Source organism: Salinicola avicenniae, from assembly GCF_023736115.1.
Taxonomy (GTDB): Bacteria; Pseudomonadota; Gammaproteobacteria; order Pseudomonadales; family Halomonadaceae; genus Salinicola; species Salinicola avicenniae.
The window spans coordinates 378,611-399,721 of sequence record NZ_JAKQZC010000004.1 but is presented as its reverse complement, the minus strand read 5'-3'; the positions used below and the strand labels follow the sequence as shown (position 1 = coordinate 399,721).

Genomic DNA, 21,111 nt, shown 5'->3' with positions numbered 1-21,111 from the left:
ATTATGCGCCGGCGGGCTTCTCTCACGCCATCTTGGCCGCGCACCAACAAGCCGCTCGGCACCACCCGCCGCTTCGACGCGTCAGGCTTCGCGGGCCAGCAGGTCGAATGCATCTATCCGCGTCTCCTGAAGTCGCTGCTGCTTCGCCTCCAGGCCTTCGAAATCGAATAGCTCGCGATCGGCCAGCTGCGATGGGGCCACATTGGTCACCGCTTTGAACATCGTCTCCAGACGACCCGGGTATTTCGCTTCCCACTCCGCCAGCATCTCCTTGACGTTCTGACGCTGTAGATTGGGCTGCGACCCGCACAGGTTACAGGGGATGATCGGAAAGGCCATCTGGCGCGAAAACTCGGCGATATCGGCTTCACGGCAGTACGCCAGCGGCCGGATGACCATGTTCTTGCCGTCGTCGGAGAGCAGCTTGGGCGGCATCGCCTTGAGCGAACCCCCGAAGAACATGTTGAGGAACAGCGTCTCGAGAATGTCCTCGCGATGGTGGCCGAGCGCCACCTTGTTGGCACCGATCTCTTCGGCAAAGCCGTAGAGCGAGCCGCGCCGCAACCGCGAGCAGAGCGCACAGGTGGTCTTGCCTTCCGGCGTTTTCTCCTTCACCACCGAATAGGTGTCGCGCTCGAGGATGTGGTAATTCACGCCCTTTGCGTCGAGATACTCGGGCAGCACGTGCTCGGGAAAGCCCGGCTGCTTCTGATCGAGATTGACCGCCACCAGCTCGAAGCTCACCGGCGCGTTGCGCTGCAGATTCAGCAGAATCTCCAGCATGGTGTACGAGTCCTTGCCGCCGGAGAGGCAGACCATCACCTTGTCGCCGTCGTGGATCATGCCGTAGTCGATGATCGCGTTGCCGACCTGGCGCCGTAGCCGCTTCTGCAGCTTGTTGAACTCGCGCTTCGCCCTGGCCGACGCTTCGGCGTTGCCATCGGCGGCACCGGAGAGCCGGTTGTCGAGAGAGTCGCTGGCTTGTTGCATGAATTCGCTCTTTCGCGCTCGACGCCGAGGGCCCGGAACGGGCCGTCGCGACGCCGCCTTGCGCGGGTGTCGTTCGTGGGGCACCTATGCTAACACCGCCTCGCGGCTTGGCGAAGCACCGGCAGGCGCGGCGGCCCACTGTTCAGCCCCAGAGCGTCAGGTTGAGATAGCGAATCAGGATGCCGACGAACAGCACCACGATCCCCGCCCGCTGCAGCTTGAACTCGCCGGGCGTCAGCGCCATGCGCCGCTGCCAGAACAGCAGCACGCCGCGAAGGTCGTGCGTACGTCGCACGTAGTGCAGATAGCTCAAGCAGACGACCATCAGGCCGAGCAATAGCATGCCGTTTTCCACCCACCCCATGGCGTCCCTCCTCGGACCACTGTCGTATGATCGCGCGCTCGCCTCGCTCGTGCCGACGTCACGCTTCACGCGCGAGGCGCAGCGACATCAGCGCGGTTGTGACCGCATCGCCGAGCGCGGTGTGCCGCCCGATTATCGGCACGTCCAGCGTCGCCGCCGCTTGTTCGAAACGCAGATCCGGCGTCACGTCCGGATGCTTGCGACGCCAGTAGCGCACATAGTCGCGCCGAACATCGCGCCGCCGATTGGGCAGCGAGAAGCCGAACCGCGGACGCAGCTGGCGGTCGATCACCGCCAGGTCGTAATCGAGGCACCAGCCCAGCAGCGGGCGGTTACCGATAAACTCGAGCAACTGGGCGAGCGCCTCCGACAGCGCCTCGCCGCCTTCCAGATCGACATGACGCTGGCCGTGCACGCGAATCGACTCGCCGCTCAGGCTGTCAGGTGGCTGCAGGCGCAGATCCAGCGCGCTACTGGTCAGCACCCGCTCGTCAACGACCTTGACTGCCGCTAGCGTGACGAGTTCCGCGCGATGCGGATCGAGGTCGGTGGTCTCACAATCGAGCGAGACCCATTCGCGCGTGTCGCCCGGCGTAAACAGATGACGATAGCGCAGGTCGCAGGTTGCGCGGTCACGCCGGCGCCGCCACCGGGTCAGCAACGGCAACTGAGTGTCCTGCCAGATCTCCAGTGCTCGCCCCATCGGCCGTGACTCGCTCAGTACTCGAGGTGATAGCGATGGGTCAGGCGCTGCTTGAACGCTCTCACCGTATGCAAGGATTCCCGCAGCAGATCGCGTTCGAAGCCGCTCAGCCGACTGACGATCACCGACGCCGTCGCCGCCGCCGGCGAGGCGCCGGTATCGATTGCCGCCAGCTGACGCCGCAGACGCAACTCGGCGAAAAACCCGAGCGCCTCGGCCAGATCGTCGGCGAACGCACGATCGAGACGACCGTCCACAACCAGCGCCTCGAGCCGATCGAACGTGGAGGTCACCGTCACGCGTCGCTCCAGCGCCATCGTCCTGACGCCGTGGACGATCGGAAAGATACCCGCCTTCTTGACGTCGACCTCTTCTTCCCGGCGGCGCAGGCCGCTGAACAGCCGTAGCGGCGAACCGAAACGCAAGGCGCCACGGGCAAAGTGCGACAGCAACAGTTCATCGTCGGCACAGTGGCGGAACAGCGACTCGCGCAGGGCGTCCAGCAGCGCGACCTGCCCCCCCACGGCTCGCGCATCGAGCAGAATCGCCAACTGCATCAACGACTCGGCATCTCGGCTCGAGGCCCAGCGCGCAATCTTGCCGAGCCACGCCGACTCGCTGGCCACCCACGCCGGGTTGGAAACCATGATGCCCCCGGGGCAAGGCGGATAGCCGAGCTGCGCCAGCTGGTCGCTGAAGTGCTGCATCGCGGCCGTCAGGCGGTCGGCGGCTTCTCGGCCGGCCCAGGATTCGCCGTCGGCGAGAATCAGCGCGTTGTCCTGATCGGTTTTCAATACCTGCTCGCCCCGCCCCTCGCTACCCAGGACCAGCAGACAGCTCTGCGCCTGCAGCGTCTCCGGCACGGCAAAGGTGAACGCCTTCTGGATTAGCCGGGCATTGAGCGCCGACAGCAGCGCCATGACGAAGCGCAGCTTCACCCCCTGGGCCATCAGCCCCTCGACCAACGCGGTCAGGCCGCTGCCGGCCGCCACCAGCGCCGCCATGTCCTGCGCCTGCTCGATCTGCAGGCCGACGACATGCGTACGGCTGGAAAACTGGCCGAGCACGTCGAGCAGCTCGACGATGCCGGCGACGCCGCCGTTCTCGAAGACCACCAGTCGCGCAACCCGATGCTGCGTCATCGTCACCAGCGCACTAAACAGATAATCGTCGATATCGACACCGATCAGCGGCCGCGTGCCCAAGCCGGTCAGCGGCGACTGCGGCGTGACCCGCGCGTGCACCAGCGCCTCCAGCAGATCGGTCTTGGTCACCATGCCCAGCGCCTCGCCCGCGCCGACCAGCAGGCTGTCAGCGCGCCGCTCCCGCAGCGCCGCGGCGGCGTCGGTGACGCGCACCGCTTCCGCGAGCACCAATGGCGGGCGCAGGCAGGCTCGCACCCGAGAGAGCATGAAACCGGCCAGCGTCGCGCCGAAGGCGCCGCGCCGCGCCAGCAGCCGCTGCGTCTTGTCGGCCAGGCGCTGCTGAAAATACTCGGCGAATGCCGGACAACCCTCGCAAAGCGAAAGGAACAGCGCCGCCGGCAGCAGGTGACAGAGCGCTTCCTGCTCGACCCGAAAGCGATAGCGGCTGCGCCCGTTGAGCACGCTGATGGCGCCGAACAGATCGCCGGCGGCATAGTGGCCGATCCACGCCGCTTCACCGCTCAGGGCCGGGTCCTCCTCGACCACTTCCCCCTTGTGGATCAGGTAGACGTTTTCCGGCTCGGCACCGCTCTCCAGCAGCACCTGACCGACCGCGTAATAGCCCAGGTCCAGCCCTGCCTCGAGACGACGACGCTGCCCGGAATCGAGCAGCGTGAAAGGGAGTCGGTTCAGGTCGGCCGTCAGCATGGCTGCCCCCTCGATGGCGTCGCTCCGGCCACCAGGCCGGAGCGACGTGCCTTCAGTGGTCGACTGCACCGCCGGCGCCGCGCGGCACCCGGATATCCTCGACGATATGCTGGATCGACTCCGGCGGCGGGGCGGTGAAGCGGGAGACCACCAGCGCCGTGACGAAGTTGAAGATCATCCCCAAGGTCCCGATCCCTTCGGGCGATACCCCCAGCCACCAATGCTCGGCGGTATTCGCTTCAGGCGCGATGAACTTGAAGTAGACGATGTAGCTGAACGTGAAGATCAGCCCCACCAGCATGCCGGCAATCGCCCCTTCCTTGTTCATGCGTTTGTAGAAGATCCCCATCAGAATGACCGGGAAGAAGCTCGACGCCGCCAGACCGAAGGCGAAGGCCACCACCTGGGCGACGAAGCCCGGCGGGTTGATGCCGAAGTAACCGGCGATCACGATAGCCACCGCCGCCGCGATACGCGCCGCCAGGAGTTCGCCCTTCTCCGAGATATCGGGCTTCAGCTGCTTCTTGAGCAGGTCGTGGGCGATCGCCGAGGAGATCACCAGCAGCAGCCCCGCCGCGGTCGACAGGGCGGCGGCCACCCCCCCTGCGGCGACCAGCGCAACCACCCAGGCCGGCAGATTGCCGATCTCGGGGTTGGCCAGCACGATGATGTCGCGATCGATGTAGACCTCGCCGGCGTTATCGGTCGGCGCGTTGCTCAGGAGCCGCTCGCCGTGTTCGCCACGCTCGCCTGTATAGGCCGGCGTGCCGCTGAACGGGTCGCCGGCGGCCATCTGCACCTCACCGTCGCCGTTCTTGTCGGTCCAGGCGATCAGTCCGGAGTTCTCCCAGTTGTGAAACCAGTCCGGCAGCGCCTGGTAGGCGGTGTTGTCGACCGTCTCGATCAGGTTGACCCGGGCGAAGGCCCCGACGGCCGGCGCGCTGGTATAGAGGATGGCGATGAAGAACAGCGCCCAGCCGGCACTGACGCGCGCATCGCGCACGCGCGGTACGGTGAAGAAGCGCACGATAACGTGCGGCAGGCCCGCCGTGCCGCACATCAGGGCCGCGGTGATGAAGAACACGTCGATCGTCGACTTGGTGCCGGAGGTATATTCGCTGAAGCCCAGCTCGGTCACCAGCTGGTCCAGGCGCTGCAGCAGGTAGACGCCGCTGTCGTTGCCCGCGGCATCCAGCAGCGTGGCCCCGAACCCGGTCTGCGGCAGCACGTGACCGGTCATCATGATCGACAGGAATATCGCCGGCACGGTGAAGGCAAAGATCAGCACGCAGTACTGCGCCACCTGGGTATAGGTGATGCCCTTCATGCCGCCAAGCACGGCGTAGAAGAAGACGATCACCATCCCGATCACCACGCCGATGTCCACGTCCACCTCGAGGAAACGGGCGAAGACGATACCGGTACCGCGCATCTGCCCCGCCACGTAGGTGAACGAGACGAAGATGACGCAGATGACCGCCACGGTGCGTGCCACGTTGGAGTAGTAACGGTCGCCGATGAAGTCCGGCACCGTGAACTTGCCGAACTTGCGCAAGTAGGGCGCGAGCAGCATCGCCAGCAGAACATAACCGCCGGTCCAGCCCATCAGATAGACCGAGGCGTCATAACCCGAATAGGCGATGATCCCGGCCATCGAGATGAAGGAGGCGGCCGACATCCAGTCGGCGGCGGTCGCCGCGCCGTTGGCCACGGGAGAGACGCCGCCCCCCGCGACGTAGAACTCCTTGGTCGACCCGACTCGCGACCAGATCGCGATACCGATGTAGAGGGCGAAGGACCCTCCCACAAATAGATAGGTCAGCAGTTGAACATCCATCATCGAATCCTTTTTTTCTGATTATCGAGCCCGGCGCCGTACCGGCCGGCGATGTCCGCGTTACTGCTCTTCCACGTCGTGTCCCCGGTCCAGCCGGTTCATCGACCAGGCGTAGACCACGATCAGCACGAGAAAGATGTAGATAGCCCCCTGCTGAGCGAACCAGAATCCGAGCTTGAAGCCGAAGAAGTGGATGGCGTTGAGCGGTTCCACCAGCAGCACGCCAAAGCCGTAGGATGCGATGAACCAGATCACCAGCAGCGTGGCGATCAAGCGGATGTTGGCTTTCCAGTAGTCCTGTCTGTTTTTCCCCGTCATGACTCTCCCCTGCCCATTGCGTTTGCTTTCGGGAAATCAACGATTTGTTATGCAAGACTGCATGGGCGAGCCTAAGTCACGCGCACGCGCTACCGGCAGCGGACTTTAGTCGAGTATTCGGAAAATGCTTTCCAAATAGTGTTATTTTCCTTTTCAATCAAAAGCCTACAGGGTTATCCGAGACACTGAACCTTGGTCTATCAGCCCAAAGCCGCAGGCGGCATGGACCGGCACCGACGAGCGGTCGTGAACGCGCCTATCGGCCCACGGTCCGGGCTGGCACACTGAGTCGGGCGACAAGAAGGCAAGCAAGCGGCGTCGGGAACGCCGGCACCATCTGGGGGAATCATGTTCGAAGGCGGTTTGTTGATCGTCGTGGCGCTGCTCTATGTCGTCGCCCTGTTCGCCATTGCCTGGCGCGGGGATCGTCACGCCCGCCGTCACGGGCCCGCCAGCCGCCGACCGATCGTCTACAGTCTGGCGCTGGCAGTCTACTGCACCTCCTGGACCTTCTTCGGCAGCGTCGGCCAGGCAGCCACCTCCGGCTGGTCGTTTGCCAGCATCTTCGTTGGCCCGGTACTGACCTTCCTGCTGTTCTGGCCGGTCATCGGCAAGATGATCCGCGTGGCCAAGCGACAGAACGTCACCTCGATCGCCGACTTCATCGCCTCGCGCTACGGCAAGTCGCAGTCGCTGGCGGCGTTCGCCAGCCTGATTGCGCTGATCGGCACGCTGCCCTATATCGCCCTGCAGCTGAAGGCGGTTTCCACCGCCTTCCAGGTGATGACCAGCGATGGCCACACGATCAAGGCCCCGGTGGTGGACGACACCGCCTTCTACATCGCCATCTTCATGGCCGCCTTCGCGATTCTCTTCGGCACCCGGGACACCAATGCCACCGAACACCACGAGGGGCTGATCCAGGCCATCGCCTTCGAGTCGGTGGTCAAGCTGGTGGTCTTTCTGGTGCTGGGCGCCTACGTCACCTGGGGCATGTTCGACGGGCTGGGCACGCTGTTCACCCGCGCCGACACCTACCTGCAACTGCAGCAGCAGCTGACCGAACAGAATCTCGACACCAGCTTCTGGACCCAGACGCTGCTCGCCATGCTGGCGGTCTTCTGTCTGCCGCGGCAGTTTCACATCACGGTGGTGGAGAACACCCATACCGACGACGCCAACCGCGCACGCTGGCTGTTCCCGGTCTATCTGCTGGCGATCGGTTTCTTCGTGCTACCCATCGCCGCCGCCGGGCTGACACTCTTCCCCGGAGACACCGTGTCTCCGGACAGCTACGTGCTGGCGCTGCCGATCGTCGCCGACCAGCCGTGGCTCGCCATGCTGACCTTCATCGGCGGCCTGTCGGCGGCGACCGGCATGGTGATCATGGCCGCTGTGGCCAACTCGATCATGATCTCCAACGAGATCGTGCTGCCGGCGCTGTTCCGCCTGCGCTGGTTCGAGGAGACATCGCGCGACTACGGCCGCTTGGTGCTGCGCGCGCGACGCTTGACCATCGTCGTCATCCTGGCGCTGGCGTACCTGTTCTACCAGCTGGTGGCGGAGTACAGCTCGCTGGCCGCCACCGGCCTGCTGTCGCTCTCGGCGGCCGCGCAGTTCGCGCCGGCGCTGCTCGGCGGGCTCTACTGGAAGCGCGGCAATCGACTCGGCGTGGTTACCGGGCTCAACGTCGGCTTCGCCATCTGGGCCTATACGCTGCTGATGCCCGCCCTGATCCGTGCCGGACTGCTGCCCGACGCCTGGCTGGCCGGCGGCCCGCTGGGGGTCGAGTGGCTCTCGCCGCTGCACCTGTTCGGGCTCGACGTCACCGATAGCTTCGCCCACGGCGTCATGCTCTCGCTCGGCTTCAACCTGTTCTTCTACATCTTCATTTCACAGCTGACGCCGCAACGCGTGGTCGAGCGCATCCAGGCCTCGCTGTTCGTCGACAGCATCGAGACCCGCCAGACCACGGTCAACCGCCCCTGGACGGGTGCGACCACGGTCAACGATCTCAAGGTGCTGTGCGAGCGCTTCCTCGGCCACTCCCAGGTCGAGCGCGCCTTCGAGGACTACGCCAGGCGCAATGCCAAGTCGCTGGAGAACAACGCACGTGCCTCGATCGACGTGATCCAGTTCACCGAACGCCTGCTCGCCTCGGTACTCGGTGCCTCGTCGGCGCGCATCGTGGTCAACTCAGCGCTGCAGGGGCGCGGCATCGGCATCTCGGACGTGATCTCGATCGTCGACGAGGCCTCCCAGGTGCTCGAGTTCAACCGCGCCCTGCTGCAGGCGACGATCGAGAACATCAATCAGGGCATCGGCGTGGTCGACCAGAATCTCAACCTGGTGGTATGGAATCAGCGCTACCTGGAGATCTTTCGCTTCCCCGACAACCTGATCCGCGTCGGCACGCCGATGGAGAAGGTTTTCCGCTACAACGCCCACAATGGCGAGTACGGCCCCGGCGACCCGGAGGAACACGTCGAGCAGCTGATCGAGAACATCCGCAGCGGCCAGCCCCACCGCTACGAGCGCTATCGCCCCGATGGTACGGTGCTGGAGGTGCTCGGCAATCCGATGCCGGGCGGCGGCTTCGTCTACACCTATCAGGACATCACCCAGCAGAAGCGCACCGAGGAAGCGCTGATCCGCTCCGAGAGCAACATCCGTATCTACACCGACAACGTGCCGGCGCTGATCGCCTATTTCGACAAGGAGTGCCGCTACCTCTTCACCAACCGTGCCTACGAAGCGGCCATGGGGATCGATCGCAACGCGGTGATCGGCGAGCGTGTCGATAACGTCATGCCGCCGGCCGCCGCCCGCCAGCGCGGCCCGTGGATGCAGCGCGCCCTTAATGGCGAACGCGTGACCTTCGAGATCTCGCTCGACGACGGCGACGGCGGCGTGCGTTACATGCTGGTGACCTATACGCCGCACTTCGGCGAGGGGGGCCGCATTCTCGGCTTCTTCGCGCTCTATCAGGACATCACCGAGCGGCGCCTCGCCGAAATCGCGCTACGCGAAACCAACGAAAACCTCGAGGAGCGCGTGCGTGAGCGCACCCAGGCGCTCTCCGAGGCCAACGCCGCCCTGCGCCAGGAGAACCGGGTTCGCGCCGAAGCGGAGCAGGCGCTGCGACAGGCCAAGCAGACGGCGGAAGACGCCAACGCCTCCAAGACCCGCTTCCTGGCCGCCGCCAGTCATGACCTTCTACAGCCACTGAACGCCGCTCGCCTGTTTACCTCGGCCTTGGGTCAGCAGATGGAAGACGCCGACCACCGACGCACCATCGGCCATATCGACAACTCGCTGCAGGCCGCCGAAGAGCTGCTGGGCACGCTGCTCGATATCTCCAAACTCGACGCGGGGGCGCTGACGCCGCGCAAGAGCCAGTTCCCGCTGGCCGACATCCTGCATCCGCTGCGCGCCGAATTCGAGGTCATGGCCGACGACCGCGGGCTCGATCTGGAAATGGTCACGACCAGTCTGTGGGTCGAGAGCGACGCCCAGATGCTCCGGCGCATCGTGCAGAACTTTCTCTCCAATGCCCTGCGCTACACCCAGCAGGGGCGTGTGCTGCTCGGCTGCCGACGCCATACCGACCGGGTGATCATCGAAGTCTGGGATACTGGCCCCGGTATCCCAGACTCCAAGCTGAGCGAGATCTTTCAGGAGTTCCGGCGTCTCGATCAGGCCTCGCGCCACAAGGAGAGCGAACGCGGTCTGGGGCTGGGCCTGTCGATCGCCGAGCGCATGAGTCGGGTGCTCGATCATCCGATTCGCGTGCGCTCCAGGGTCGATGCCGGCACGGTCTTCTCGGTCTCCGTGCCACTGGTCGCGGAGCGGCGCGGCGCAGCCAGTCCGGAGGAGACTTCACCACGCCGCAGCGGCAACAAGCTCATCGGCACACGCATCCTGTGCATCGACAACGAGCGGCTTATCCTCGAGGGCATGAAGGCAATGCTGGAGGGGTGGGAATGCGAGGTCTTCACGGCCACGTCGATCGGCGGCGCCAAGTCCGCGATCCGCAACATGGGCGGCGATCCCGACGCCATTCTTGCCGACTATCACCTCGATAACGAGGTCACCGGCATGATGGCCCTGGAAGCGCTAGAGGAACTCTGTGCCCACGACGTCCCCGGCATCGTCATCACTGCCGATCGCACCGAGGAAGTCGCCGAAGAGGTCAAGCGCGCCGGTTATCAGCTGCTGCTCAAGCCGGTGCGCCCGGCCGCGCTGCGCGCCCTGCTGACACGGACGCTGCAGGCCAGCCGCGCAGCCCGACTGTCGGCAGATGACTCACCCAGCTAAAGAGAGCCACAGCAGATTCCATGACTAAAAAAAGCCCCCAGGTCCGAGGACCTTGGGGGCTTTTTTGGCTTGCGCTTCCCGAGAGATTATTCGTCGAGGAACGAACGCAGCGGCTCGGAGCGCGACGGATGGCGCAGCTTGCGCAGCGCCTTGGCTTCGATCTGGCGAATACGCTCGCGGGTGACGTCGAACTGCTTGCCGACCTCTTCCAGCGTGTGATCGGTATTCATGTCGATACCGAAGCGCATGCGCAGCACCTTGGCTTCGCGCGCGGTCAGGCCGCCGAGCACGTTGCGGGTGGCTTCGATCAGCCCTTCGCCGGTGGCGGAGTCGATCGGCAGCACCATGGTGCTGTCCTCGATGAAGTCGCCCAGGTGCGAATCCTCGTCGTCACCGATCGGCGTCTCCATGGAGATCGGCTCCTTGGCGATCTTCAGGACCTTGCGCACCTTGTCTTCCGGCATCTCGAGACGCTCGCCCAGCTCTTCCGGCGTCGGCTCGCGCCCCATCTCCTGCAGCATCTGGCGCGACACGCGGTTGAGCTTGTTGATCGTCTCGATCATGTGCACCGGAATACGGATGGTGCGGGCCTGGTCGGCGATCGAACGCGTGATTGCCTGACGAATCCACCAGGTGGCATAGGTCGAGAACTTGTAGCCGCGACGGTATTCGAACTTGTCGACGGCCTTCATCAGACCGATGTTGCCCTCCTGGATCAGGTCCAGGAACTGCAGGCCACGGTTGGTGTACTTCTTGGCGATCGAGATCACCAGACGCAGGTTGGCCTCGACCATCTCCTTCTTGGCACGACGCGCCTTGGCTTCGCCGATCGACAGGCGGCGATTGACCTCTTTCAGCTGGCCGACGTTGAGCTGGACCATCTCCTGCTCGAAGCCGATCTTGCGCTGCGCCCGCTGCACGTCGCCGCGGAACGGCTCGAGGCGGTCCGCATACTTGGCGTGGCCGGCAACGAAGTCCTCGAACCAGGTCTCGGTCGTCTCGTGACCGAGGAAGGCGCTGATGAAGGTCTTGCGAGGCACTTTGCCCTGCTTGACGAACACCTGCATGATCGCCTTCTCCTGCTCGCGCACCTGCTCGACGCTGATACGGACCTGGCCGACCAGACGCTCGAAGTGCTTCGGCGACAGCTTGATCGGCGAGAACAGCTCGGCCAGACGCGCCAGCTCGGCGCCGGCTTCCGTCGAGTCGCGGCCGTGCTTGGCAATCGCCGCCTTGGCGGACTCATTCTGCTCGCGAATCTGCTCGAAGCGCACCCGCGCCTCTTCGGGATCGGGACCACCCTCGTTGGAGTTGTCGTCCTCGTCCTCTTCGTCCTTCTCTTCCTCGTCGTCGTCGCTGTCGTCATCGCCGGAAAGGCTGGGCTCTTCCTCCTCGGGCATCTCGACTTCGGCAACGCCGGGAATCCCTTCGTCGGGATCGATGAAGCCGGAGAACAGGTCGGACAGCCGGCCGGGGGCTTCTTCGTCCTGAGTCTGGTCGTAGAACTCGAGAATCGAGTCGACCGCGCCAGGCAGGTACGCCAACGAGGACATCACCTCGCGCAGCCCTTCCTCGATGCGCTTGGCGATCAGGATCTCGCCCTCGCGGGTCAGCAGCTCGACCGTCCCCATTTCGCGCATGTACATGCGCACCGGATCGGTCGTGCGCCCGACATCGCTCTCCACCGCCGCCAGTGCCGCGACAGCCTCTTCCGCCGCCGACTCGTCGGTGGAGTTGTCGGACATCATCAGGGTATCTTCGTCAGGCGCTTCCTCGACGACGTTGATCCCCATGTCGTTGATCATGGAGATGATGTCTTCCACCTGATCGGGATCGGCGATATCTTCGGGGAGATGATCGTTCACTTCGGCATAGGTCAGGAATCCCTGCTCCTTACCGCGTGCGATCAGCTCCTTCAAACGTGACTGCTGTGCATTTCCAGCCATAGAAACCCTACTCGACGAAGAAGAATGAAGCACCTGGGGTGGCAGCGCGACGCCCCGTGAAGCCCGCTAGTATAGCGTGCCATCGCTTTTTGCTGCCAGCTTCTGTTGCCTTGCCTGCCAGGTGTGCTAGTGTGTCCGGCTACCCTTTGGTAAACCTATCTGGTGGCGATCGCTGCCATTTCAACCGTTTTTCTACTTGCCAGTCGCGAATATTCGCCACCACTTCACGCTTCCCTGCACGGCAATATCGGTCTCTCACTGATCGATTTTTTTCGGTGTGTTCGACAGGAACGCGGCGTCAAAACTCCTCGCCTTTGAGCGTGCTCGCCCCACGCCGACAACGCCATAACCTTTGGCCAGCCTCAGACCGAGGATCGACAACGCCCTACTGTCACGTTGCCAGCTTGCCAATCAACTCACGCAGACGCTGCTTCTCCTCGGCGCTCAGCGCCCCGGGCTGACGCGACTTCTCAAGCAGCTGGCGGTACTCCTCGACCGGGGACAGTCGCTCGCTCTCTCGCTCGAGATGGCGCACCCAGTTATCCAGTTCACTGGCCCGCACCTCGCGCGGGATCTCCAGCTCGCGGCGTGCCAGCGCATTGAGACGCTCGCCCTCAGGCGTGCCATGAAAATGCGCCAGCAGCACCTGCGGACTACGATAGCGCCCCGCACGCAACAGCTGCACCACGCTACGACAGAGCGGGCCGTCCGGCACCGTCTCGGGGCACCAATCCAGCGTCTGCGGCAATCCTTCCGCCAGTCCGGGCTCATGCAACAAGAGATGCAAGATTCGCGCCGGAAGGCTCAGGGAAAGCGTAGCAGCTCCCGCGCGAGATGCTGGCAACCCTCGCTGTCTTGCACGATTATTGCCATTATCGACCGACGCCGGCACGCCTGAAGGCGCATCATCCTCGGCCGCGTCGATCATCAGCGCCGCATAGCCGGCGTCCTCGCTGCCAGAGGCCGGTGGCTGCCCCTGACGCGACGTACGACGCGCTTCGGAGGCCGCATGCGTGGCCAGCCAGTCGCTGAAATGCGACGATTCGATGCCGCTGCGCGTCGAAAGCTCCTTCAGCAGCAGCGACTTCAGTACGCCCTCGGGCAGATGCTTGAGCGCCTCGAGCACCGCGGTCACGAAGCGCTCCCGCCCTTCGACCTGCTTGAGATCGCGTCCCTCGGCCGCCTGCTCGAAGAGGAACTCGGAGAGCGGGCTGGCGCAGGTCACGCGGTCCTCGAACGCCTCGCGCCCCTCCTGGCGAATCAGGGTGTCCGGGTCTTCCCCGTCCGGCAGAAAGAGAAAGCGTACCTGACGCCCGTCGATCATCGACGGCAGGGCCGTCTGCAAAGAGCGACGCGCCGCCTGCCGCCCGGCATTGTCTCCGTCGAAACAGAACACCACTTCGTCGACCAGACGAAACAGCCGCTGCAGATGGTCCGAGGTCAGCGCGGTCCCCAGGGTCGCGCAGGCGTTGCGCACCCCGAACTGCGCCAGCGCGACCACATCCATGTAGCCCTCGACCACCAGCAGGCGCGACAGCTGACGGTTGGCCTGGCGCGCCTCGTAGAGCCCGTAGAGCTCACGCCCCTTGTGGAAGACCGGCGTCTCCGGCGAGTTGAGATACTTGGGCTTGGCATCGCCGAGCACTCGCCCACCAAACGCGATGGTGCGCCCCTTCCAGTCGCGAATCGGGAACATCACGCGATCGCGAAAACGGTCATAGGTGCGCCCGGTCTCCTCGCGATGGACCAGCAGGCCGTACTCCACCTGCACCGGCTCGCCAATCCCCTTGTCGAGCAGGAAACGCTTGAGCGACTCCCAGTTGTCCTCGGCGTAACCGATCCCGAAGTCGCGAATCACGTCCTGGCTGAGCCCTCGCCGTTCGAGATAGGCCCGAGCCTCCTGTCCCTGCCCCAACGCCAACCGCTCACGAAAGAAGCCCGAAGCCAGCTCGAGCAGATTGACGCCTTCCTCACGCTTCTGCTGACGCTGCTTGGCACCGGGGTCGTCGCCCCCTTCGCGCTCCACCTGCATGCCGGCACGCGAGGCCAACGCCTCGACCGCCTCCGGAAAACGCAGGTTGTCGTACTCCATCAGAAAACGCAGCGCATTGCCGTGAGCGCTGCAGCCGAAGCAGTGATAGAACTGCTTGTCCTGGCTCACGGTGAACGAGGGCGAATTCTCCTGATGGAAGGGGCACAGCCCGGAGTGATTGCGACCGCTCTTCTTGAGCTGCACCCGCTCGGAGACCACCTCGACAATATCGGTGCGTGCCAGCAGGTCGTCGATGAAGCGCTGTGAAATCTGTCCGGCCATGTCGTCGAGACGCTCCCGGAAGACCGACCGTCAGGTCAGTCGGCGGTATCCGTGATCATAAAATTCATGATGACAAGCTGCGTACTGCAGCAGGATCCATGCTGAAGATAGGACACTGCGATGGCGGTGCGGGATAAAAACAAACGGCCACCATGACGGCGGCCGTTTGCTGGTCCCTCTGAAGCGACTGACGTCGCCTCCAGTACGGATCAATACAAGCGTTCGAAACGCTTACGCTCACGCTGCAGCTTCTTGGCGTGACGCTTCACGGCAGCCGCGGCCTTGCGCTTGCGGACAGCAGTGGGCTTTTCGTAAGTTTCGCGACGACGGACTTCAGACAGAACTCCGGCTTTCTCGCAGGAACGTTTGAAGCGACGAAGCGCGACGTCGAACGGCTCGTTATCGCGTACTTTAACAGAAGGCATGAAGCACTCACCTACCTTGGGAATTGAGTTCGGTTTGAACGCACGCCACACACCGACGACGCGGGATTCGGACGGCGCGACCAACGGCCGAGGCCCTTGTGAGACAAGGACTTGAGCCTTTCGTGCCGTACTCCCGAGTCTTTCCCGACGAACGGGAATCTGTTATGGGCGCACGACCCAGTCCTGCAGAGCAGCGTATTCTAGTCCTCGCCCATGGCCATTGCAAACGGCTTTTGTCGTACAGGTCTTGGGAGGAGCGGCGGCAGACTCATGCAAATGCCTGCCGCCACGCGTAGAATGGCGGCCCTTCTACTGTTTCCACCTCATTCGACGGACGCAACCATCATGCGCGTGCTGGGCATCGAAACCTCCTGCGACGAGACCGGCGTCGCTCTCTACGACACCGATCACGGGCTGCTGGCCGATGCGCTCTACAGTCAGGTCGCGCTGCACGCCGAATTCGGCGGCGTGGTACCGGAGCTCGCCTCCCGTGACCACACGCGCAAGCTGCTGCCACTGGTCGACCAGGTACTCGCCGAGGCAGGCCTTGCCAAGCAGGCGCTGGACGCCATCGCCTATACCGCCGGCCCCGGTCTGGTCGGCGCGCTGATGGTCGGCGCCTGTACCGCCCACGGCATGGCCCGGGCGCTGAACATCCCCCTGCTCGGCGTCCATCACATGGAAGGGCACCTGCTGGCACCGATGCTGGAAGCAGAGCCACCCGCCTTTCCCTTCGTCGCGCTGCTGGTCTCGGGCGGCCATACACAGTTGGTCGACGTTCGAGGCCTGGGCGACTATCGACTGCTGGGAGAATCCGTCGACGATGCCGCCGGCGAAGCCTTCGATAAGGTGGCAAAGATGCTCGACCTGCCCTACCCCGGCGGGCCGCAGGTGGCGGCGCTGGCCGAACGGGGTGACACCACTCGCTTCCGCTTTCCGCGCCCGATGACCGACCGTCCGGGGCTCGACTTCAGCTTCTCCGGCCTGAAGACGCATACCTTGACCACGCTTCGCGGCCTGGAAACCGACGGCGCGCTCGACGACCAGGCCCGCGCCGATGTCGCCAGAGCGTTCGAGGATGCCGTCGTCGACACCCTGGTCATCAAGTGTCGACGTGCCCTCAAGGCGAGTGGCCGCGAGCGCCTGGTCGTGGCCGGCGGCGTCAGCGCCAACCGCCGCCTGCGCGATGGACTGGATGCCGCGTTGACGAAGCTCGGCGCGCGCGCCTTCTACCCGCGCGGCCGATTCTGCACCGATAACGGCGCCATGATCGCCTATGCCGGAGCCTGTCGCCTGCTGGCCGGCGAACGCACGGCCACCCTGCAGCCGCGACCGCGCTGGCCGCTGGCCGAACTCACGCCTCCGGTGGCCTAGGCTCACGGCTCGCAACATCGCTACCGGGCCTCGCGTGCTCGCCGGGGGGCGAGTCGCCAAGCGCATCCTCTTCTCCCGGCACGGCCACCGTGATGATCCTGTCGTCGGCTTCACGCCGGTGCGCGCGCCATAGCCGGAAGTTCCACACATGGCGCACCAGCACCAGCATGGAAAAGACACAAATGACACCGGTCATCGGCGGCACCAGCCAGTAGCTCAAGAGCGGTGCCATCAGCGCGACCGCCAGCGAGGCCACCGCGGCCGTGCGCACGCGCCAGGCCAGCACGAACCAGCCGACGGCGCAGATCAGCGCCACGGGCGTCGCCAGCATCAGCAAGACGCCGAAGGCGCTGGCGACCGCCTTGCCCCCTCGCCCGCGATGCCAGATCGGGCAGCTATGGCCCAGCAGCACGCTCAACCCTACCAGCCCCTGGGCCCAGACACCCAGCGCCAGCGTACCGGCCAGCCACAGCACCGGCATGCCCTTGGCGGCATCGATAAGTAGCGTCGCCAGCGCCGGACGCCAGCCGAAAGCGCGCAGGACGTTGGAGAAGCCGGGATTGCCCGATCCCGCCCAACGCGGATCGCGCAGCCCCCAGAGGCGGCAGACCCAGATCGCGCCGAGCAGCGAGCCGCTGAGATAGCCGGCCCCCATCAGCAGGCCGGTGACAAGTACCGGTGGCAAGATGTCTCTCCCGAATCGCACGACATCGGCGATCGCCGCCGCGTCTCGACGCCTGATTCTGCCACTCTCATGGCTTACAATCGACGCCATCGGTGCCGCCCGGCATCCGACCATCGGGTGAACGACCCGGGCCATGGCTGAACTGAAAGCTGAACTGACCAAGACTGCACGGAAAAAGAAGAGGAGCGCGCGTGGACCAGGTACTGATTGAAGGGTTGACCCTGGAGACCGTGATCGGCGTCTACGACTGGGAACGCGTCATTCGCCAGCGCCTCGAGCTGGATCTCGAGCTGGCGACCGATATCCGCGCCGCGGCCCGCGACGACGACCTGTCGCACACGCTCGACTACGCGGCCATCTGCGAGCGCCTGAGCGCCTTTGCCGATGCCAACGCCCATGGCCTCGTCGAAACCTTCGCCGAACGGGTCGCAGCTCTGCTGATCGCCGAGTTCGGCGTCCGCCGCGTACGCCTGACGGTACGCAAACCCGGCGCGGTCGCCGCGGCGCGTGCGGTCGGCGTGCGCATCGAGCGCGAGGCCGACTGATGCCGCTGGCGGTACTCGGCCTGGGCAGCAATATCGCGCGCCACCACCACCTGACGCGGGCGCTCGATGCGCTGCAGACGCTCGCCGGCGACTCATCGCTGGCGATCTCGCGCGTGTTCGAAAGTCCACCGGTTGGCTTCGACGACCCCCGGACGTTCTACAATCTGGTCGTGGCATTCGAGACCGCGCTGCCGCCGGGCACGCTTGAGCGCCGGTGCAAGGCGATCGAGCGCGACAACGGGCGGCCCGACGGCCCGACCAAGTTTGTCGCGCGCACGCTGGATATCGACCTGCTGCTGTGGGGCGATCGCGCCGCCGAGCCGACAGACGACATCGCGCTGCCGCGCACCGATGTCACCCGCTACGCGTTCGTGCTGCACCCGCTGGCTGAGCTGCTGCCGACTCGCCGCCATCCCCGCGACGGCCGCACCTTCGCCGAGCTGTGGGCCAGCTTCGACGCCAGCACCCAGCCACACTGGCCGGTCGACTTCGCCTGGCAGGGCCGACAGGTCTCGTGGGCGGATGGCGGCTGACCGGCCGCCGCACCAATCTCCACAATCTTTGCCCATTGCCTGAACCGTCGCTGCCGTCCCATGCGACACACTGGAGACCCTGTCCCAGCTCGTGAAAAAGATCGACCCGATGTCCCTATCGCTCAGCGGACGACGTGACTGGCCCAGGCTGTCACGTCTCAGCCTCAAGCTCTTCGCCATCATCCTGATCACCAACGTGCTGATCAGCGGTCTGGTGTTCGTCTTCGTCTCGCGCAGCCTGGATCAAGGCTTCGTCAACTACCTCGAGCGGAGCCAGGCGACACGCGCCGAGACACTGGCCAACGCGCTGGGCGAACAGTGGGCCAGCCGCGGCAGCTGGCAATGGCTGCGCGACAATCCGCGGGCCTGGCAGAGCCTGGTCCGCAGCCAGCTGTGGTCGAGCGAGCGGCGGCCGCCTCAGGGTATTGACCGCGAGCTGAGCGACGCCCGCGGCTACGTCCTGCTCGATGAACTGAGCAACCCGGTGATCGGCGAGCCGCTGCTCGACACGCCGCCACCCGACCCCGGCATGCCGCCGCCGCCAGAGCCCCACTTCGTGCCGATCCGCAGCGACGGCCAGCTGGTCGGGCAGCTCGGCTACCTGCCGCCGGAACGTCTGATGGCGCGCATGGACCAGATCTTTCTCGAGCGTCAGCAGCGCAACCTGATGATCATCGTCGGCTCGCTCTTCCTCGCCTCGCTGCTGCTCGCCGGTGGGCTGGCCTGGTGGCTTGGGCGGCGCGCGCGCTCCATGACGCTCGCCACGCGTCGACTGACACTGGGCGACTACAGCGTCAGGCTTTCCGAACGCGGCCGCGACGAGCTCTCGCGTCTATCGGCCGACTTCAATCAGCTCGCCGAGACCCTCGAGGCCAATCGCCGCGCACGCCAGCGCTGGGTCGCCGATATCGCCCATGAGCTGCGCACGCCGCTGGCGGTCCTGCGCGGCGAGATTGAAGCGATGGAAGATGGCATCAGACCGCTGACAACGGACAACCTGGGCTCGCTGCAGCAGGAAGTGGACCAGCTGGGCCACCTGGTCGAGGATCTACGCCTGCTGGCGCAGAGCGACGCCGGTGCCCTCGACATGCATCTGGTACCGGTGGATCTGGCGGAATCTCTGGCCCAACGCCTCGAGGACAGCCGTCTGCGACTGGAGAACCGCGGCCTCGAACTGGTCTTCGAGACCGAATCCCTCTGGGTCCGCGCCGACAGTCAGCGCCTGCGCCAGCTGTGGGACAATCTGCTCTCGAACACGCTCGCCTACACCGACAACCCCGGCATGCTGCGAGTTACCCTGCGCCAGCGCCAACAGTACGCGGAGGTGGTCTGGGAAGACACCTCGCCGGGCGTGCCCGAGCACGAGCTGTCGCGCCTGACCGAACGCCTCTATCGCGTCGAGGGCTCGCGCAACCGGCGCAGCGGCGGCAGCGGCCTGGGGCTGTCGATCGCCAGCGCACTGATCGAAGCGCAAGGTGGCACGCTGGTGCCGTCGGCCTCCCCGCTCGGCGGACTGCGCTGGACGCTCTCTTTTCCCCTGGAAGTGGCGAATGCTTCGCCCGCCATCATGGAGCCGGCCTGATGAATGACTCTATCCTGATCGTCGAGGATGAACCCAAGATCGCGCGGCTGATCGCCGACTATCTCTCCAAGAGCGGCTACGCTTCGGATCATCTCGACCATGGCGACGCGGTCATGGGCTACCTCGACGAGAATCCGCCGATGCTGGTTCTGCTGGACCTGATGCTGCCGGGCACCGATGGTCTGACCCTGTGCCGCCAGATTCGCGAACGCTTCCCCGCCCTGCCGGTGATCATGCTCACCGCCCGCGTCGAAGAGGTCGATCGACTGCTCGGTCTCGAGCTTGGCGCCGACGACTACATCTGCAAACCGTTCAGCCCGCGCGAAGTGGTCGCCAGGGTCAAGGCCGTGCTACGCCGCACTCAGGGCGCCGCCGCCCCGGGCGGCGAGATCGCCGAGCGTGATCGCATCAATCTCGACGAGGACGGCTGGCGCGCGCTGGCCGGCGGCGAGGACCTGGGCCTGACCGCGGTCGAATTCCAACTGCTCAAGGTGATGATGCAGAGTCCAGGACGAATCTTCTCCCGCGACCAGTTGATGGACCACATGTACCGCGACCACCGCATCGTCTCCGAGCGCACGGTCGACAGCCATGTCAAGAAACTGCGGCGCAAGATCGCCGACATCTGGCCGGAGCGCGATATCATCCGGTCGGTCTACGGGGTCGGCTACAAGTATCAGCCGGAGGAATAACGACCGGCGGCAAGGCAGTAGGATGGCGACGAGACGCGCTCAGCGAACGCCGTCTATTTCAGCATGCTGCAGAAAGGTCTCGGCATCGGCGGCTGCATAGAACACCAACGTGACCTCGAGCCTCGGCAAACGCGGTAGCGCCTCACGCATGACGTCGGCCACGATGCGCGCCGCCGCCTCGGCCGGATAGCCGTAGACGCCGGTGGAGATGGCGGGAAATGCCAGGCGCCGGAAGTCGCGCTCGGCGGCCATCGCCAGCGCGCGGCGATAACAGTCGGCAAGCAGCCCGGCGCGATCCTCGCCGCGAGCGTAGACCGGCCCTACCGTATGAATTACCCAGTCGGCCGGCAGGGCGAAGCCCGGCGTCAGCGCGACCTGCCCCACCGGCAAGCCTTCCGGCCACGCCCGCTGGCGAAGTTGACGACACGCCTCGCGCAGCGCCGGACCGGCAGCGCGGTGGATGGCGCCATCGACGCCACCGCCACCGAGTAGCGTGGCGTTGGCGGCATTGACGATGGCGTCGCCGTCGAACCGGGTGATATCGCCCTCGACGACGCCAAGACGCTCGTTCTGCCAGTGGATTCTCATGAGACCTCCGCCGCATCCAGTCGACCGTTCCCGCCTGCGGCGCGA

The 21,111-nt window shown here is 65.1% G+C and carries 16 protein-coding genes and 1 pseudogene; 6 read left to right on the top strand and 11 right to left on the bottom strand.

The genetic code is table 11. The features are described from left to right. Positions 1-81: 81 nt before the first annotated feature. The 6 genes from ttcA to MC381_RS11145 form a co-directional block, all read right to left on the bottom strand. Positions 82-990: a tRNA 2-thiocytidine(32) synthetase TtcA gene (gene ttcA / locus MC381_RS11170; RefSeq protein ID WP_251977831.1), complete on the bottom strand. Its 909-nt coding sequence runs from the start codon at positions 988-990 to the stop codon at positions 82-84. A gap of 142 nt (positions 991-1,132) precedes the next feature. Further along, positions 1,133-1,354, bottom strand: a complete 222-nt coding sequence (locus MC381_RS11165; RefSeq protein WP_251977830.1) for a hypothetical protein — start codon at positions 1,352-1,354, stop codon at positions 1,133-1,135. Between the two features lie 58 nt (positions 1,355-1,412). Next, positions 1,413-2,057: a 3'-5' exonuclease gene (locus tag MC381_RS11160; RefSeq protein WP_251977829.1), complete on the bottom strand. Its 645-nt coding sequence runs from the start codon at positions 2,055-2,057 to the stop codon at positions 1,413-1,415. Positions 2,058-2,071: 14 nt separating this feature from the next. Continuing rightward, positions 2,072-3,910: a DUF294 nucleotidyltransferase-like domain-containing protein gene (locus tag MC381_RS11155; protein ID WP_251977828.1), complete on the bottom strand. Its 1,839-nt coding sequence runs from the start codon at positions 3,908-3,910 to the stop codon at positions 2,072-2,074. A gap of 52 nt (positions 3,911-3,962) precedes the next feature. Continuing rightward, complete coding sequence (locus MC381_RS11150) at positions 3,963-5,747, bottom strand: sodium:solute symporter family protein (RefSeq protein ID WP_251977827.1); 1,785 nt, start codon at positions 5,745-5,747, stop codon at positions 3,963-3,965. A gap of 60 nt (positions 5,748-5,807) precedes the next feature. After that, entirely contained in the window at positions 5,808-6,065 is a 258-nt protein-coding gene (locus MC381_RS11145; RefSeq protein WP_251977826.1) for a DUF4212 domain-containing protein, read from the bottom strand. Positions 6,066-6,413: 348 nt separating this feature from the next. On the opposite strand from MC381_RS11145, the gene MC381_RS11140 reads away from it, so the two are divergent. After that, positions 6,414-10,382 (top strand): hybrid sensor histidine kinase/response regulator, encoded by a 3,969-nt coding sequence (locus MC381_RS11140; RefSeq protein WP_251977825.1) that lies wholly within the window; start codon positions 6,414-6,416, stop codon positions 10,380-10,382. 86 nt (positions 10,383-10,468) lie between these two features. Here MC381_RS11140 and rpoD read toward each other — a convergent pair whose 3' ends face one another. From rpoD to rpsU, 3 genes are all read right to left on the bottom strand, one after another. Continuing rightward, positions 10,469-12,328 (bottom strand): RNA polymerase sigma factor RpoD, encoded by a 1,860-nt coding sequence (rpoD, locus tag MC381_RS11135; RefSeq protein WP_251977824.1) that lies wholly within the window; start codon positions 12,326-12,328, stop codon positions 10,469-10,471. A gap of 391 nt (positions 12,329-12,719) precedes the next feature. Next, positions 12,720-14,642, bottom strand: coding sequence for a DNA primase (gene dnaG, locus MC381_RS11130; protein WP_251977823.1), 1,923 nt, complete (start codon positions 14,640-14,642; stop codon positions 12,720-12,722). A 209-nt stretch (positions 14,643-14,851) separates the two neighbouring features. Then, complete coding sequence (rpsU, locus tag MC381_RS11125; protein ID WP_011506277.1) at positions 14,852-15,067, bottom strand: 30S ribosomal protein S21; 216 nt, start codon at positions 15,065-15,067, stop codon at positions 14,852-14,854. A 345-nt stretch (positions 15,068-15,412) separates the two neighbouring features. Here rpsU and tsaD point away from each other — a divergent pair, with 345 nt between their 5' ends. After that, on the top strand, positions 15,413-16,441 hold the full coding sequence (gene tsaD, locus MC381_RS11120; protein WP_251977822.1) for a tRNA (adenosine(37)-N6)-threonylcarbamoyltransferase complex transferase subunit TsaD: 1,029 nt from the start codon (positions 15,413-15,415) through the stop codon (positions 16,439-16,441). Between the two features lie 127 nt (positions 16,442-16,568). Here tsaD and MC381_RS11115 read toward each other — a convergent pair. Further along, positions 16,569-17,096: pseudogene (locus tag MC381_RS11115) on the bottom strand (glycerol-3-phosphate acyltransferase); the annotation flags it as partial. A 221-nt stretch (positions 17,097-17,317) separates the two neighbouring features. On the opposite strand from MC381_RS11115, the gene folB reads away from it, so the two are divergent. From folB to MC381_RS11095, 4 genes are all read left to right on the top strand, one after another. Beyond that, positions 17,318-17,671 carry a dihydroneopterin aldolase gene (gene folB / locus MC381_RS11110; RefSeq protein ID WP_251977821.1) on the top strand — a complete coding sequence of 118 codons (354 nt, stop codon included), beginning with the start codon at positions 17,318-17,320 and terminating at the stop codon, positions 17,669-17,671. Then, a complete protein-coding gene (gene folK / locus MC381_RS11105) occupies positions 17,671-18,204 on the top strand; it encodes a 2-amino-4-hydroxy-6-hydroxymethyldihydropteridine diphosphokinase (protein WP_251977820.1) in 534 nt (177 codons plus the stop codon). Before folB ends, folK begins: the two co-directional genes overlap by 1 nt. Before the next feature lie 109 nt (positions 18,205-18,313). Then, positions 18,314-19,786, top strand: a complete 1,473-nt coding sequence (locus MC381_RS11100) for an ATP-binding protein (RefSeq protein ID WP_251977819.1) — start codon at positions 18,314-18,316, stop codon at positions 19,784-19,786. Beyond that, positions 19,786-20,478, top strand: coding sequence for a response regulator (locus MC381_RS11095; protein ID WP_251977818.1), 693 nt, complete (start codon positions 19,786-19,788; stop codon positions 20,476-20,478). The genes MC381_RS11100 and MC381_RS11095 overlap by 1 nt, the downstream gene beginning before the upstream one ends. Positions 20,479-20,517: 39 nt before the next feature. On the opposite strand, the gene MC381_RS11090 is transcribed toward MC381_RS11095, so the two are convergent. Then, positions 20,518-21,066, bottom strand: a complete 549-nt coding sequence (locus MC381_RS11090; protein WP_251977817.1) for an O-acetyl-ADP-ribose deacetylase — start codon at positions 21,064-21,066, stop codon at positions 20,518-20,520. Positions 21,067-21,111 lie beyond the last annotated feature (45 nt).

Coding starts and splice junctions, on each gene's coding strand:
- tsaD (WP_251977822.1), top strand. CDS start 15,413: ATGCGCGTGCTGGGCATCGAAACCTCCTGCGACGAGACCGGCGTCGCT.
- MC381_RS11140 (WP_251977825.1), top strand. CDS start 6,414: ATGTTCGAAGGCGGTTTGTTGATCGTCGTGGCGCTGCTCTATGTCGTC.
- dnaG (WP_251977823.1), bottom strand. CDS start 14,642: ATGGCCGGACAGATTTCACAGCGCTTCATCGACGACCTGCTGGCACGC.
- MC381_RS11165 (WP_251977830.1), bottom strand. CDS start 1,354: ATGGGGTGGGTGGAAAACGGCATGCTATTGCTCGGCCTGATGGTCGTC.
- rpoD (WP_251977824.1), bottom strand. CDS start 12,328: ATGGCTGGAAATGCACAGCAGTCACGTTTGAAGGAGCTGATCGCACGC.
- MC381_RS11090 (WP_251977817.1), bottom strand. CDS start 21,066: ATGAGAATCCACTGGCAGAACGAGCGTCTTGGCGTCGTCGAGGGCGAT.
- rpsU (WP_011506277.1), bottom strand. CDS start 15,067: ATGCCTTCTGTTAAAGTACGCGATAACGAGCCGTTCGACGTCGCGCTT.
- MC381_RS11145 (WP_251977826.1), bottom strand. CDS start 6,065: ATGACGGGGAAAAACAGACAGGACTACTGGAAAGCCAACATCCGCTTG.
- MC381_RS11150 (WP_251977827.1), bottom strand. CDS start 5,747: ATGGATGTTCAACTGCTGACCTATCTATTTGTGGGAGGGTCCTTCGCC.
- MC381_RS11155 (WP_251977828.1), bottom strand. CDS start 3,910: ATGCTGACGGCCGACCTGAACCGACTCCCTTTCACGCTGCTCGATTCC.
- MC381_RS11095 (WP_251977818.1), top strand. CDS start 19,786: ATGAATGACTCTATCCTGATCGTCGAGGATGAACCCAAGATCGCGCGG.
- folK (WP_251977820.1), top strand. CDS start 17,671: ATGCCGCTGGCGGTACTCGGCCTGGGCAGCAATATCGCGCGCCACCAC.
- MC381_RS11160 (WP_251977829.1), bottom strand. CDS start 2,057: ATGGGGCGAGCACTGGAGATCTGGCAGGACACTCAGTTGCCGTTGCTG.
- MC381_RS11100 (WP_251977819.1), top strand. CDS start 18,314: ATGTCCCTATCGCTCAGCGGACGACGTGACTGGCCCAGGCTGTCACGT.
- ttcA (WP_251977831.1), bottom strand. CDS start 990: ATGCAACAAGCCAGCGACTCTCTCGACAACCGGCTCTCCGGTGCCGCC.